This window comes from Methylocapsa sp. D3K7 (assembly GCF_029855125.1).
GTDB lineage: Bacteria > Pseudomonadota > Alphaproteobacteria > Rhizobiales > Beijerinckiaceae > Methylocapsa.
Genome location: NZ_CP123229.1, coordinates 3,050,669 through 3,064,411, shown reverse-complemented (window position 1 = coordinate 3,064,411; position 13,743 = coordinate 3,050,669). Strand labels below are relative to the sequence as shown.

Genomic DNA, 13,743 nt, shown 5'->3' with positions numbered 1-13,743 from the left:
TGTCGTTGAATCGAATACGCCGAAACAAAAGGGCATATTTGCAGAACTGCCAACGTGATTTTCAAGGATTTGCAGCAGGATCGCGCGTGCATACGGGGGTAGTCAAAGCGGCGCAATGCACCGGATAGAGGTCGTTTAAACGCCTCCTGCACGGGCCTCGGCCGCCGCTTCAGCTTCCGCAATGAAATCGCAGAGATCTTCGGTAACCTCACATTCGGCAGCGATTGTCGATGGCATCCGGCCTTGCTTGTCAGGGATGAACGAAGCGCCACGTTGCACAAGGAGCCGAGTCAATTCAAGATTGTTCCGTCCGACAGCTATATGGAGCGCTGTCATTCCGGTTTCCTCGTCTGGGGCATTGATGTCGAACCAGTATTCAAGCAACCTATGAACATAATCAGTCAGGCCCCTATAGGATAAATCGAGAAGCAGATATGTACACTCTCGTTCCCTATCAGGGTTCAGGCTGCTCGCTGCGTCGTTAATGCGGTTCACAAATTCTTCATCGGAGATGAATGCCATGTCTATTTTCTCAGCTTGATCTCGAATGAGCGGATGCGTGGGGCCGTAGCTGTGCGAGGATAAAAACTCACGAAACCGATCGTCGTGCCACAACCATGCAGTTCGTCATTTTCCTGAGGCCATACGGTGTAGGTGCGTGGCAGGCCAGCAAGCCTATCTTTTAAAACAAAAAATGCCCCTTCGCTTGAACAAACCGCTACCCCGTCAAAGACGGAATGCCCACCGGTTCGGGTGACCTCCTTGACGCGCCAAAATCCTGGCTCCTGAGAAACTGTCACTTCTGAACCTTCGCCCGTCTGCATTGTGGCGTAAACGCCGCTAAAATCACGACGGCCGCTCTTCCCATAAAGAGCGGCCATACTTTTTCCAACTTCCCCGAGCGGATCAGGGTCAGGCAATCCATCAGAAAATTTTTCGAAAAAGCCCACATGCAGGTCGTTCGTGCGAATTATCCCGGCCAGGAATCGTTGCAGCGTCTTGACCGGTATTTCTGGCTCAAGCGGAAGGGCCAGTGAGATTCTCTTCGCCAGCCTTCCAACGCCGAGGCCATGTTCATTCTTGTAGCGCAGAATTTTCCGGCGGATGCGGTCGCGCGTCTTCGTATCGAATAGCTCTTCGGGTTCAACGTCAGGCATTTTACGCATTCCTCCCCGGATCGGGATTTCTCCTGTTTGGCCGCGTGCCCCTCACGATGGCCAATTCGTGTCCGATGTCAAACCGGCATCCGCATCCAATCTCTGACGGGAGAACGTCAGAGAGAACGCCCCGATGCAGAAGCCCCGCACTATCAACGACCACCCAACTCGAGAAAGCTATTTACGCGCCGCCACCATTGAATTGCGGCCCTGGTTTGCCAAGCTCGGTCTCACGCTTCCGGAGAAGATCAGATTCGCCGTCGCGTTCACATCGCACGGCAAAAAAGGGCGCGTGGCCGGAGAGTGCTGGCACGCCAGTGCGTCCGATGACGGCCATCATGAAATCATCATCCGGGCTGATTTCGCGGACCCGGCCGAAGTGCTCGGAATCCTCGTGCATGAACTGGTGCATGCCGCGCTACCGCCGGATGCGAAGCACGGCAAGGAATTTCGGGAAGCGGCCCTCAAGATCGGGCTTGAAGGGCAGATGCGGCACGCGCTGCCAGGCGCGATCCTCAAGGAGCGTTTAAACGAGCTCTCTTCTTCCCTGGGTCCGTTCCCACACGGTCGGCTGAACTTCGACCGCGTGACGCTCGCCGGTGAAGTCGTGGCGGACAAGCCGAAGAAGCAAGGAACGCGCATGCTGAAGGCCGAATGCCTTGGCGCGGGTTGCGGTTACACGGTGCGCGTCGCCGCGCGGTGGATCAAGGATTGCGGGGCGCCGCACTGCCCGAAGCATGGCTCGATGAATGTGCCGCCGCTATCGCAGGAAAGCGCGGCAGCCGTCGGCGCAGACGCCGTTACCGCAGAAGCGATGGAGTAACGATCATGGGTCTGATCGTCGCCATCGCCTGCGGATTCGTCTGGTTTCGGTTTTCGGACCCGTTTTCGCACTTCCTGTTTCAACATGCGCCGGCGGACTATGCCCGCCAGCTTTCTTCCAACGGTCCGGCGATTCTCGGCGGGTTGATGCTCTGCGGTCTGGTCGTGGCGACCGGACTGCAAGGCGCGATGTCAAACCAGCGTACCGCCGGCATGTGGCAGTCGGCGGCGGGGCGGCGGGTCATCGGCTGGGCCGCCCATTGGGCGGCGTTCGTCGTGCTAACGGCATCGATCGGCATTGCGTTGCAGGCGTTGACCGGCGGGAACTCGCTGACTGTGGCCATGGCTGCCCTGCTCGCATGGGGCGGACTGCGGCCGTTCAAGATTTTTCTCGGCCGCGCCACCCGTCCGCTGCGCTGGTTCCTGGCGGGGCGGCATGTGGGGCTGGGCGGCACGTCCAAATTCTCCGGCCTGCTGGATGAGTGGGCGAATCCGTGGCGACCGGGACAGGTGCTGCTCGGCGCGTCGATGTACGATCCAAAATGGATCGTTGGCTTCAGCGATGACCGCCATGTCTGCACGATCGCGACCAGCCGCGCGGGCAAGGGCCGCTCGGTGATCATTCCGAATCTGCTCACATGGCGGGGCTCGGTTCTGGTCATCGACCCGAAGGGCCAGAACGCCCTTGTCACCGCACTGGCGCGCGGCAAGGGCGGGAGAGGCCTGACGCACCCGCTCGGTCAGACGGTGCGGATTCTCGATCCGCTGGGGGAAATCCGCGACCCTTTGCTTCAAGACTGCAAGGCGCGCTTCAATCCGCTCGCCGGGCTCGATCCGGGCGCGGACGATTATGCGGAGCGCGTCGAGCTGATCGCGGACGCGCTCGTCGTTCCCGATGCGAAAGCGAAGGATAACTTTTTCGACATTTCGGCCAGGGTCATCATCAGCGGCCTGATCGATTACGTCGTGATGAGTCCGGACATTCCGGAAAAAGATAAGCATCTCGGCACGGTGCGTGATCTGCTGATCCATCCCGACGGCCCTCCGCTCGAAAGCAACCCGGGGGCGAACCCTCCCTTCCGGGGCATGGAGGACATGGGCGGGCTGGCGCAGGCGGCGGCGTCGCTGGTTCTGCAAGCCGGCAAGAATGCCAAAGGCGATGTCATCGCCACGGCCATTTCGCATACGAAATGGTTGGACAGCGCGGGGATGCGCCGGACCCTCGCCGCGTCGGATTTCAGCCTGCACGATCTAAACGACGGCGCGACGACGATCTATCTGGTGCTGCCGCCGCAATATCTGGACATCCACGGACGATTCCTTCGGCTGTTCGTCAACCTGGCCCTGCACGCGGCCGCCGAGGGGCGCAAGGGCAGGTACGCGACGCTGTTCCTGCTCGATGAATTTTACGCGCTCGGGCGTCTCCAGCAGCTGGCGAAGGCCGCAGGCCTGATGGCGGGCTTCGGCGTCAAGCTGTGGCCGATCATTCAGAATCTGGGCCAAGTTCAGGAACTGTATCCGCAAAACTGGGAAACCTTCATGGGCAATGCCGGAATGTGGCAGGCCTTTGCCATGAATGACCAGACCACGGCACGATATTTGTCCGAGCGTCTCGGCAAGCGGGTTCTCTGGCGCAGGATGCGCGGCCCCGAAGGCTATGAGTGGGAACTGGCTGGCGCCGCCAATCTGCGGGACGCGCAGGAGCTTGCCAAAGCGACAAGCCGCGCCAGCGGCAACATGGCCGTGTTCACGGAGACAGGCGAGGCGTTTCTGTTGCGCCGGACGCCCTACGACAAGCTGTTTCCGCGCGGCCGCTACATGCCCGATCCTTTTGAAAACGGAGGTTCGCAATGACGTCCACACTGTCGCATGGCGCGGAACCCTGCATGCTGTGCAACCTGTTTGGCAGCGCCGTTCTCTTGTATTTTTTGTTTGTCTTTTCAGTGAGTCTTGTCCGTGCGGCATGGGGACTCCTGGCGCGTCTCACCAGCCTGTTAATGGAGCTTTCCAATATTGCAGGCCAGGCGCTCGCACTCGCGGCGGCGTGGCCCTTTGAAATCGCGCTCGACCAATCTGAAAAATGGATCGCGATCGGCATTGAGTGGCGCGAACAGCGAAAGATCTGGCGCAAGGAGTTCCGCAAAATCATGCCGTGGGATGAGTTTCGCCGCCAGATGACGGGGCAGCCCAAAGTCGAGCGGGACGACTACGCCGACGCATTGAGTCTGTTCGGCCTCGCGGAACCCTTCACCCGGCAGGAGATGGACGCGCGATTCAAAAGGATCATGCAAGGCGTCCATCCCGACACGGGCGGTTCCGACTATCTGGCGCAGCAAGTCACAGCCGCGCGCGCTCTGGTTCTCAAGCGAAAAGGGTGGAAGAAATGAGCCATAAATCTGAACTGGCGCTACTCCGAGAGCAGCAGCTTGCAAAACTGAGGGAGGCGACGGGCGCCCCTGAGCGTTTCGTGGTGGATTTTGCCTGCGCCTTGCACGACCGCGCCTTTCGCGTGACGTTCGCCCGCTTCTCTTCGGCACAGCGCTTTCGGTGCGAGAGCGTCGACAAGACTGAATCGCATCAGGCGACGACGATGGCGCGGTTGCAGGGACTCTTGCGTCCGGCAGACGCGCTCCGGGTCCGGACGGAAGAGGTAGATTTCTCGACCGTACCCTGCGCCTGGTGCGCGGACGACTCGGGCTGGACGCTCTGCGACAGGTGCAAAATGCTGGTCTGCGGCGCCCGCAGCTCCGGCAGTTCTTTCACCTGCCGCGTCAGCTGCGGCGCGCGATTCCAGACGGCGCGGCTTGATGCCCTCGATGCGGCCCGGCCTGGATCGTCCACGCGGCTCGCGATCGGGCACGGTCGGACGCTGCTGCCGGGAAAGGGTCCGCGAAAATGACCGGGGGAATTTTCAAGAAGGACGAGTCGGCGCTTCGTCAGGCGGAACAAAAGCCTCGCCTGCATTGGGGGAGAGACGTCTGGATTGCCGTTGTCGCGTGCAACCATTTGAATCTCGTTCTCTCGGATCCGAAAGCGGACCATGGCAGAATCATCGGCGCGTACCTGCTTGCCGCGCTGGCCGCCGCGATCCTGATTTTCAGGATGTGGCGCCGGATAAGACAGCATCGAAACCAAGCATCCGACATTCTCGGCGCGGCCAAACAAAGGGATCAGCCATGAAGATCGGCGGGGCTGTCGTGGCGCTCGGAATCTGCATGGCGGCGTCAGTAGTCGGCACGCCGCACCTGCTGTACGAATATGAATGCGAGGGCTACGACATCCGGCGCTGCGCGTATTACACAAGCTGCACATACATTGGCGTGCAGGGATGGCGTAAATCCAAGCCAGGACCCTTGTCAGCCGGGGGTTGTCCGGCCGTGAAGTTGTTCGCGCTGGACTGGCCGCCGTTCATCTGGCGCAAGGGCTGAAGGGCCGGAAGCCTGAGTGCGGCGGCTTACGGCTCAGATGACTCGTGCGTAGAAAATACCCTTGCAAAGTATAGTTCATAGTACTATAGTTTATATTGTTATGAGGGTTGTTTGCGAATTTTTAAACGAAATGGTTCGCGCGCTATGCGCGGCGGGAACGGATCGGCGATGACAGCTTGCGCGAAGCGATAGAGCGCGCGGAATGCGGCCTTGTGGATGGAGACCTGGGTGGTGACGTCATCAAACAGAGGGTCGCCAGAAAGGGACAGGGCCGGTCGGGCGGCTACCGCGTGCTGATCGCGTATCGGCGAGGCAACCGGGCGGTATTCCTTTACGGCTTCGCCAAAAGCGAGCGCGAGAACATCGATGACGACGAACTGGCGACCCTGCGAGACATTGCAGAGGGGTGGCTCACAGCGAATGACGCAAAGCTCGATCGCGCAATAGCGGACGGTTTTGTGCAGGAGGTAGACGATGACTAAAGCAAAATTGACCAGAGAAAAAAAGAAACCTAGCGGGCTGACGAAATCATTGCTGGAAACAGCCCAGGACATGCGACGTGGCGAGCTGCTCGATGAGGCGGCTTACGCGAAAATCACCATGCGGCATCTCGGAGAAAACGAGGCGCCGAAAGCCGAGCCAATCACAGGCGAAGAAATTCGCGCCTTGAGAGAGAAAGCGCATTTAAGCCAGGCGGTGTTCGCCCGTCACCTCAACGTGACAGTCGGCTATGTCTCGCAACTCGAACGCGGCGCGAAACGGCCAACGGGCGCGGCGCTCGTTCTGCTGAACGTGATCCGCCGCAAGGGACTCGAAGTGATCCTGTAGAGCCCGGCCTCTGGTTGCGCGCCCGAGTCCATGTGGAGGCGCCGAGTGAAAGAGAAAGGAGCCGGGCGAACCCGGCTCCCCTCCGTTCAGGCCTGATCGTCCTCCTTCGGTTTGCGGAGAACGATGCGGCCGCCTGTGACCGGGAGCAGATCGAGTTGCAGGGTGAGGCCTTCGCCGTCCTCGTGCTCCCATGCCGCGCCGATACGGTTCCAGAACTTCTTTTCACCCCGCTCTGAAACGTGCCAGGCGATTAGCGCCGGTGGTTTGATTTCGTGTTGCGGCGCTTTCTTCGCGTTGTTTTTGCCGTAAGCCATTGTCTTGCTCCTTCAATTTAGGGCTGACCCCATGCCAGCCGTGCCTTTCCGCGAGCGGAGCGCATAGGCCCGGGCGCAACGCGCTTGTTTGGGGGAGACCTTCAGGGGGAACCAAAGAAGCGCTTGCGGCCATCAGGGCCGCGTTCCGATAGGTTTGGCACTCAAGGCTGGCGTGCGGGATCAAGCCCGGTGATGGAGCGGCGGCAGGCATACGGTAGCAACACGGGAAGCGCCGCAATCAGTCGTGAAACCAACGTCCCTGAAGCGTTCGGCATTGAATAACGATGCGGGTATGGAATTGGGTCGGCATGGCACGGTGCGCATGAGGAGATGTCAGATCCCAGTCTGCGCCGCGTGATTTTTTCACCTAGCCAATGTCCCGCATTCAGCTAGGCTATTCGAAATAAGCCAGTCAGTAGCCCGCACGTGCGATTATACATAGGCAGTATAAATAACATCGAGATCTATAGCAGCTTTAGTATAAAAGTTCTAAATAACTTGTTGAAATACATAGACAACCTCTTTGAAGTACGGAGAATAATTCTCCGATACTAATTGACTTTAAGCTTTGAATAGGAGTTTTGTTGCTATTACAATAAGTAACACTTTTTTGCCTGACGTTTTTCCAACCGAGCAATTCCCGTGCACATAGAGCAAGAAAACTTGTTTATTTTGAATTGGTACGTCATAATTTGTTCTCAACAGGAGAACAAAAATGAAAGCAATAGATTCCAATCGAAAGAAGCTGATTATTGAATTCGACGCTGAGGATTGGACATTAATTGGTTGCCTGTTTTCTATCATCTCAACGGATACAGGCGTTCCAACGCCTTGGTGGGCAACAGAAAATGGTACCGACGAGCTGGTCATGAACGAAGAGAAATTTGACGAGCTTTGGCGGAGGTGGAGTGCTTTGACGGATGCGCCGGAAGCGAATGCCTTTTTTGTTGGAAAAGATCGATGAGATATGCTGATCACGCGTACGCACATATTCAAACCAACACTAATGATCCAGGACGATCCGTGACGCTTGACAAGCGTGCCCAGGAAGCAGGATTCAAGAGCGCCACTGATTATATAGACGATATTCAAGGCCGCTCTGATACGCGTTCTTTCGAGGGTGTGAACAATCGTGTTTGTTGGGCAAATGCCAGAGAACGGCTTTATGGCTGGCATAATCGTGTAGACCCATCGCAATCGACCGTGATTCCCAAAAAAACAGCAGCTAAAACAATAAGAGAGTTCGAAAACCATAAGAAGGTAGAGGCTCAAGAACTTGGAATCTCGCACGACCAAATTAAAGAGCGCGGCCCTATCCCTGAGAATCGCCGCGACGTGGCCCTTGATAGGAAGACCGAGCAAGCTCGGGCCGCGCTCAAACGGTCCTTCCGCAGTTCGCAGAAGGACTCGACTCCACAAATTCAGCGGCAATCTGTGGGGGAGCAAGAGTGCACCGCCGAAGATTTAGCATTCCACGAGTCGGTCCAACGACGGAAAACGCTCAGCCGAGAAGACCGAGCGAACGCTCCCGCGCTGGAGGAGCATGAATCCGTTCCGCCGACTAGCGGTAACAAGGAGGGAGACAAAGTGGGATTAGACCAAGAGTGGACTGCCGAGGATCTGGCCTTCCACGAGTCGGTCCAGGACGGTGCTACGCCGGAGCAAACACTGGGCCATGAGCGAGGCGGTGAGGCGGGATAAAAGCGTTGCTACGGTCGTCCCCATTGCTGGGCCTGGTGTTTTTTCCGTGCCTCGTCGCGCACGAGAAGGATGACATGAACGAGCTGGGATGCGGCTTCATGGGCATCCGGTGCTGAAATTGTAGCGACGCGCCGCCAAATGGCAAGGCTACGTCCAGTTTTGATAATCACCTCGACCGTATCCTGTTGGTTATTTGTGTCCCCGGCACGGACCTTGAAAGCGTGCCTTCTATCTTCGATAAAGCTAACTTCGTGGTGTTGAACAAGATCGATTTCGTGAAAGCGAAGTCCGTTACGCCAAGCTATAACACCGCTCTCAAACGTTATTCCAAGTGTCGGCGCGACGAGCCGGGAAAAAAGCCATTCCCCTCCCTTGAACGTGATAGTGCACACGAGGGCCGTCAAAAACAGGGAAATTACCACCTGGTCCCGGTGTCCGTCGTCAGATAATTTGAGACAGATGGCGGCGTGATTTAATGGAGGACGCGGCTCATCTGATGTTTGATTTTATGCGGCGTTCAATTGGTGTTGCAAGCGACGATTTTGGATGGTGGCTCGTTTGATCCTTTCTCGTTGCAGCAGAATGGTTTGTCCTCGGCCGAAGTAGACGTCAGCCGGCGTGAGATTGTCCAGGCTCTCGTGATAGCGGCGATGATTGTAGTGATCGACGAAGGTGTCGATCCTGGCTTCCAGGTCGCCGGGCAGATAATAGTTCTCAAGCAAGACGCGATTCTTGAGCGTCTGATGCCAGCGCTCGATTTTGCCCTGTGTTTGCGGGTGGCAGGGCGCGCCGCGCACGTGATCCATGTTGCGTTTGTCCAGCCATTCGGCCAGATTGGCCGAGATGTAGGAAGGGCCATTGTCCGAGAGCAATCGCGGACGATGGACGACCTTGGCGTGATCAAGCCCCGCGGCTTGCAACGCCAGGTCGAGTGTTTCCGTGACGTCCCCGACCTTCATCGTCGTACAGAGCTTCCAGGCGATGATGTAGCGCGAGAAGTCGTCCAATATCGTGCTGAGGTAGAACCAACCCCAACCAATCACCTTGAGATAAGTGAAGTCGGTCTGCCAGAGCTGGTTGGGCGCCGTCGTCTTGTCCTTGAACTCATCGGCGGCCTTCATGACGATGTAGGCGGGACTGGCGATTAGGTCGTGCTCCTTCAGCAGGCGATAAACCGAAGCTTCCGAAACAAAATAGCTTTTTGTGTCGGTGAAGCGTGTCGCCAGTTCCCGTGGCGACAGCTCCGGCTCGTCCAGGGCCAGTTGCACGATCTGGCCCCGCACATTGTCAGGAATTCGGTTCCAGACGCGGTCGGGCCTGGGAGATCGGTCTTCCAGGGCCTCTGGCCCGCCAGTCTGGCAAAGGTCGCACCATCGATAAAAGGTGGCGCGAGAGACGCCGAGTTTCTCCAGCGTCCGGCGCGCCGGCAGATGGGATTGCTCGACCAGCCGGATGATCTCCAGTTTCTCGGAAGCCGGATATCTCATTCCTCGCTTTCCCCATCCGCGATCATGCTTTTTTTGAGCAGGCGCAATTCCAGCGCCTGCTCGGCGACGACCTCCTTCAGTGCCTGAGCTTCCCGGCGCAGGTCCTTGACCTCGCCGCTGGTCGCCGCACGCGCCGTGTCGCCCGCCAAGCGCCGCTTGCCAGCCTCCAGGAACTCCTTCGACCAGGTGTAATACAGGCTCTCGGCGATGCCCTCGCGCCGGCAGAGTTCCGCGATGCTATGCTCGCCGCGCAGGCCGTCCAGCACGATGCGGATCTTCTCCTCCGCCGAATATTGCTTGCGCGTTGCTCGGCGAATGTCCTTCACGATCCGCTCGGAGGACGACTTGGCAGTTCCGGATTTCTGGCTCATCTCCACTCCTCGATGGTTACGATGAGCCAGAAATCCTCCGTTATTCAACCCGCTAAATCTGTCTCACAGGTGCTGACGCCGGACAGTCATGAGCAACTCAAGCATCATGAAGTTGGTAAGCAGGATATCTGGTGGATTGTTCCGTATCCGCTCCCGCTCTTCGGAGCTTTCCTGTCCCGTGTAGCGAGCAAAAGTGACCGGCACGGGATGGTGCTGGTCAACGAGAAACTTTTTCAACTCTTCGAGCTGGCTGTTCGCGAGAGCATTCATCGGGTAGACCACGACAGCGCGTGTGCGCGCAGTCTCTCCCTTCCGTTTCGCCTTAACTACCGCGTCCACGATAGGAATGAAGAAACAAAGGGACTTTCCAGATCCCGTGCCCGTGGTAACCACGAAGCTCTTTCCGTCGAGCGCCAGACTAATCGCCTGCTCTTGATGGCGCCGCAGCTTAAGACTCTTGTCAGGGTCGTTCTGAGCAGACCGGGGATCGCGGAAGATTCGTGCACAGTCCGCGACGAGCCCCTTGGGGCCCACGAGAACCTGGATCGAGCCGCCACCCTCGTAATGCGGGTTCAATTGAATAAGCGGCTCTGGCCAGAACCGGCGGCCCGCGTAGAGCGCATCGACCTTGTTTTGGATTTCAATCGCACGGATGCGAGTAAAGGAACGTGCGAAACTCGTATACTGCTCCAGGAGATGATCGTCTAAGGAAAATACGTCCATCAGACCCGCGCTCCATCGACTTGGTCCACTATACACAATGATCCATCGGCATTCTTTGGTGCGACCCAGCTTGACCAATGATGCGGCTTGTCGACGAACGCATAGGGCCTGCCGACCAGCTCGGCTGCCACAACCCTTTCATGCTCCAGAACGTCACGATAGCTTTGAATCATGCGACCAAGATGATGCCGTGTGATGATTGACGTCAAGCGTGAAGTTAATATACTTTCAAAATCTTATGGAATCTGTCTACAGCCCGCGAAGAACCTCTGATTAAAGAGGGCCGCCCGGTGTCGGCGGCTCGGGTTCCGAGGCTGGATGCTCGACAGTGTGGATATAGAACTCAAGGACGCCGTTAAGCTCCTCTTGCCAGCCCGCGCCTCGGGCCTTGAACCACGCCAGTATAGCTGGATCAATATCAAACTTTTCTTCAGGACCTGCGGCCTTTTTGAAAGATGATGTTGGCTGCCATTCATTCATACCTTAGTATAAAATGTACTATATTAAGGAAATATTAGGCGCTATCTTGTTGAAATACGAACGTATGCGAAAAACCTCTGCCCTGAGATTTGTCGCTCTGCAGAGCGTGAATATTATAGTATCAAATTTCAGGAAATATCCGCTTAGTTACTGTTTTTCATGGAATGTTACGATTTTTCATGATATAGTAGTTTAAGAATGAAAATTCAGGGGTTGGATGCATTTTTCATGGGGAATGGCCTTAAGAACGATTTTTCAGGTCCTGTTACAGTTTTTCAGGATCGACGGCTCCCGGAACTGGCAATGCCCGTGGGGTATGCCCCCCTGATCGACGCCTTTCGGCTGAGAGTCCCGACGCCGCGTACGCTCTCGGCAATCGGCCAGCGGCACAAGCTTTACCAGCAGGACGGATGGAATATCTATACGCCCCGGCACGCTCCCCCGGAGACTCTCGAAGGGCATCTGAGCTTCGCTCTGAAATATGAAGGACTCGATCTTCTCGTCCTGAAATCGCTCTTTCGAGCCACAGGCCCCGGACCGGTCGAGGCAATCGTGAGGGCGACGCCGACCGGCTCCTATGCCCGTCGCATCTGGTTCCTCTATGAGTGGCTGCTCGGAACAGAGCTCGACCTGGCTCCAGCCGAGAAAGGCGCCTATGCCCTCGTCGTCGATCCCGACCAGCAATGGGCGGCGGCGGGCACGACGTCGACGCGCCATCGCGTCAAAAACAACCTGCCGGGAACACCGTCTTTCTGCCCGATGATCTTCCGCACAGAGGCGCTCCGTGCCTTCACCGCGCGCGATCTGGCCGAACGCGCGCGCGCCGCAGTGGCGAATGTGCCCCGCGATCTGCTCGCGCGTACCGCTGCATTCCTGTTGCTGAAGGATTCGAAATCGAGCTTTGCCATCGAAGGCGAGCATCCGCCGCAGGATCGCATTCAGCGCTGGGGGCGGGCCATCGGCGAGGCTGGACGCCGGCCGATCGACCTCGACGAATTGCTTCGTCTACAACGCATCGTGATTGGCGACGCGCGTTATGTGCGTTTGGGCCTGCGTCACGAGGGCGGCTTCGTCGGGGAGCATGACCGTGAAACCGGTATGCCTCTGCCGGACCATATCAGCGCCAGGCATGAAGACTTGCCGTCCCTGATAGAGGGATTGGTTGCTTTCGACCGGACCGCTGCACACCACCTCGATCCAGTCCTCGCGGCAGCCGCGCTCGCCTTCGGCTTCGTTTACATTCACCCATTCGAGGATGGCAACGGACGACTCCATCGGTATCTCATCCACCATGTCCTGGCCGAGCGCGGCTTCAACCCGCCCGGCATGGTGTTCCCCGTCTCGGCGGTGATCCTGGACAGGATCAATGATTACCGCAAAATCCTGGAGAGCTATTCGGCGAGGCTGCTGCCCCTGATCGAGTGGAAACCAACTGACAAAGGGAATGTCCGCGTCCTGAATGACACGGGCGACTACTACCGTTTCTTCGACGCGACGCCACATGCGGAGTTTCTTTATGAATGCGTCGAGCGGACGATCGAAGTGGACCTTCCCGCCGAGACCAGTTTTTTAAAAGGCTATGACAGCTTCAGACGGCAGGTTGAGGACATCGTTGACATGCCGGACAACACGGTCGATCTCCTGTTTCGCTTTCTCCGCCAGAACGACGGCACGCTTTCGAAGCGCGCACAGGAACGGGAATTCGCCGGACTGACCGAGGATGAAGTTGCACGGATCGAGGCGATCTATGCGGAGGCGTTTTCGGGCTGAAAGGGCCGTGTGGCACGATCCGGCGCGCCTTGAAATTGTCGCGGAAACTCGGCGCCCTCCAGGTGGGAAGACCAATCAGCGGAGTGTAGACAAAACGCCGCTAACCTATTGTTCTTAATCCCGCATGTAGACACATTCGTTTTAGCGAAACGATTGATTCTAAATTGCATACCACGCGACTGAAAATCGCAGTGTCGGTGGTTCGATTCCGCCCCTGGCACCATTAAAATCAATAGTTTACGCACTACGTGACAGTACGCTCGTTGCTGACGAGGGGCACTTCCGTGAAGCTTCCGGACATTGCCAGGGTGAGGAACTATGTGTGCGCGCTGACTGGCCCTGATTTGTTGCCGTGAGTAAGCCAAATCCGCGGGTGCATTTGGAGGACTGACGGCGCCTGCAGGCATTGGCAAAAATTGCTAGGTGCAAAACCACGAAAATATTCAAATGACAAAACGCTTCTGTATTGTGCGCATTCGCACATGGACTGTGACGCAATAGTCACAGCTGATTGGTTTTATCATTGTTCTCGCGCAGCAGACGCCCTTCTGCCTGAATCATCCGCTCCCGATGTCCCTCCCTTCCCACAGAAGAGATGAGGGAAATTGGCATAGCCGCAGCCCGCTTCGGCGCCGACTCGACATCATCGCGGAGATATTGAA

Annotated in this window: 17 protein-coding genes; 11 read left to right on the top strand and 6 right to left on the bottom strand. The window is 57.3% G+C overall.

The annotated features are described in order from the left end of the window. Positions 1-135 precede the first annotated feature (135 nt). Both QEV83_RS14510 and QEV83_RS14505 read right to left on the bottom strand, forming a co-directional pair. Positions 136-522, bottom strand: coding sequence for an ankyrin repeat domain-containing protein (locus QEV83_RS14510; protein WP_280128415.1), 387 nt, complete (start codon positions 520-522; stop codon positions 136-138). A gap of 2 nt (positions 523-524) precedes the next feature. Continuing rightward, on the bottom strand, positions 525-1,157 hold the full coding sequence (locus tag QEV83_RS14505) for a hypothetical protein (RefSeq protein ID WP_280128414.1): 633 nt from the start codon (positions 1,155-1,157) through the stop codon (positions 525-527). A 133-nt stretch (positions 1,158-1,290) separates the two neighbouring features. On the opposite strand from QEV83_RS14505, the gene QEV83_RS14500 reads away from it, so the two are divergent. From QEV83_RS14500 to QEV83_RS14465, 8 genes are all read left to right on the top strand, one after another. Continuing rightward, positions 1,291-1,980, top strand: coding sequence for a SprT-like domain-containing protein (locus QEV83_RS14500; RefSeq protein ID WP_280128413.1), 690 nt, complete (start codon positions 1,291-1,293; stop codon positions 1,978-1,980). A gap of 5 nt (positions 1,981-1,985) precedes the next feature. Beyond that, a complete protein-coding gene (locus QEV83_RS14495) occupies positions 1,986-3,833 on the top strand; it encodes a type IV secretory system conjugative DNA transfer family protein (protein ID WP_280128412.1) in 1,848 nt (615 codons plus the stop codon). Next, a complete protein-coding gene (locus QEV83_RS14490) occupies positions 3,830-4,366 on the top strand; it encodes a hypothetical protein (protein WP_280128411.1) in 537 nt (178 codons plus the stop codon). Before QEV83_RS14495 ends, QEV83_RS14490 begins: the two co-directional genes overlap by 4 nt. Continuing rightward, complete coding sequence (locus tag QEV83_RS14485) at positions 4,363-4,878, top strand: hypothetical protein (protein ID WP_280128410.1); 516 nt, start codon at positions 4,363-4,365, stop codon at positions 4,876-4,878. Before QEV83_RS14490 ends, QEV83_RS14485 begins: the two co-directional genes overlap by 4 nt. Next, positions 4,875-5,159 carry a hypothetical protein gene (locus QEV83_RS14480; RefSeq protein WP_280128409.1) on the top strand — a complete coding sequence of 95 codons (285 nt, stop codon included), beginning with the start codon at positions 4,875-4,877 and terminating at the stop codon, positions 5,157-5,159. The genes QEV83_RS14485 and QEV83_RS14480 overlap by 4 nt, the downstream gene beginning before the upstream one ends. Next, positions 5,156-5,407: a hypothetical protein gene (locus QEV83_RS14475; RefSeq protein WP_280128408.1), complete on the top strand. Its 252-nt coding sequence runs from the start codon at positions 5,156-5,158 to the stop codon at positions 5,405-5,407. Before QEV83_RS14480 ends, QEV83_RS14475 begins: the two co-directional genes overlap by 4 nt. Positions 5,408-5,568: 161 nt before the next feature. Continuing rightward, positions 5,569-5,889, top strand: a complete 321-nt coding sequence (locus tag QEV83_RS14470) for a type II toxin-antitoxin system RelE/ParE family toxin (RefSeq protein WP_280131080.1) — start codon at positions 5,569-5,571, stop codon at positions 5,887-5,889. Beyond that, positions 5,882-6,235 (top strand): helix-turn-helix domain-containing protein, encoded by a 354-nt coding sequence (locus tag QEV83_RS14465; protein WP_280128407.1) that lies wholly within the window; start codon positions 5,882-5,884, stop codon positions 6,233-6,235. The genes QEV83_RS14470 and QEV83_RS14465 overlap by 8 nt, the downstream gene beginning before the upstream one ends. An 86-nt stretch (positions 6,236-6,321) precedes the next feature. Here QEV83_RS14465 and QEV83_RS14460 read toward each other — a convergent pair whose 3' ends face one another. Further along, the gene (locus QEV83_RS14460; protein WP_280128406.1) at positions 6,322-6,549 is read right to left on the bottom strand and encodes a hypothetical protein; all 228 of its coding nucleotides are present in this window, start codon (positions 6,547-6,549) and stop codon (positions 6,322-6,324) included. Between the two features lie 715 nt (positions 6,550-7,264). Between QEV83_RS14460 and QEV83_RS14455 the strand changes: the two genes are divergently transcribed. Both QEV83_RS14455 and QEV83_RS14450 read left to right on the top strand, forming a co-directional pair. Next, on the top strand, positions 7,265-7,513 hold the full coding sequence (locus QEV83_RS14455) for a hypothetical protein (RefSeq protein ID WP_280128405.1): 249 nt from the start codon (positions 7,265-7,267) through the stop codon (positions 7,511-7,513). Beyond that, positions 7,510-8,250, top strand: coding sequence for a hypothetical protein (locus tag QEV83_RS14450; protein ID WP_280128404.1), 741 nt, complete (start codon positions 7,510-7,512; stop codon positions 8,248-8,250). The genes QEV83_RS14455 and QEV83_RS14450 overlap by 4 nt, the downstream gene beginning before the upstream one ends. Before the next feature lie 8 nt (positions 8,251-8,258). Here QEV83_RS14450 and QEV83_RS14445 read toward each other — a convergent pair whose 3' ends face one another. The 3 genes from QEV83_RS14445 to QEV83_RS14435 form a co-directional block, all read right to left on the bottom strand. Next, positions 8,259-8,672: a hypothetical protein gene (locus QEV83_RS14445; RefSeq protein ID WP_280128403.1), complete on the bottom strand. Its 414-nt coding sequence runs from the start codon at positions 8,670-8,672 to the stop codon at positions 8,259-8,261. Positions 8,673-8,756: 84 nt separating this feature from the next. Further along, a protein-coding gene (locus tag QEV83_RS14440) for an IS3 family transposase (RefSeq protein ID WP_280128402.1) occupies positions 8,757-10,108 on the bottom strand; the annotation gives its coding sequence in 2 pieces (ribosomal slippage) (positions 8,757-9,772 and positions 9,772-10,108; 1,353 coding nt in all). 63 nt (positions 10,109-10,171) lie between these two features. Continuing rightward, positions 10,172-10,831, bottom strand: coding sequence for a DEAD/DEAH box helicase (locus QEV83_RS14435; RefSeq protein WP_280128401.1), 660 nt, complete (start codon positions 10,829-10,831; stop codon positions 10,172-10,174). 708 nt (positions 10,832-11,539) lie between these two features. Here QEV83_RS14435 and QEV83_RS14430 point away from each other — a divergent pair. Next, positions 11,540-13,081 (top strand): Fic family protein, encoded by a 1,542-nt coding sequence (locus tag QEV83_RS14430; protein ID WP_280128400.1) that lies wholly within the window; start codon positions 11,540-11,542, stop codon positions 13,079-13,081. Positions 13,082-13,743 lie beyond the last annotated feature (662 nt).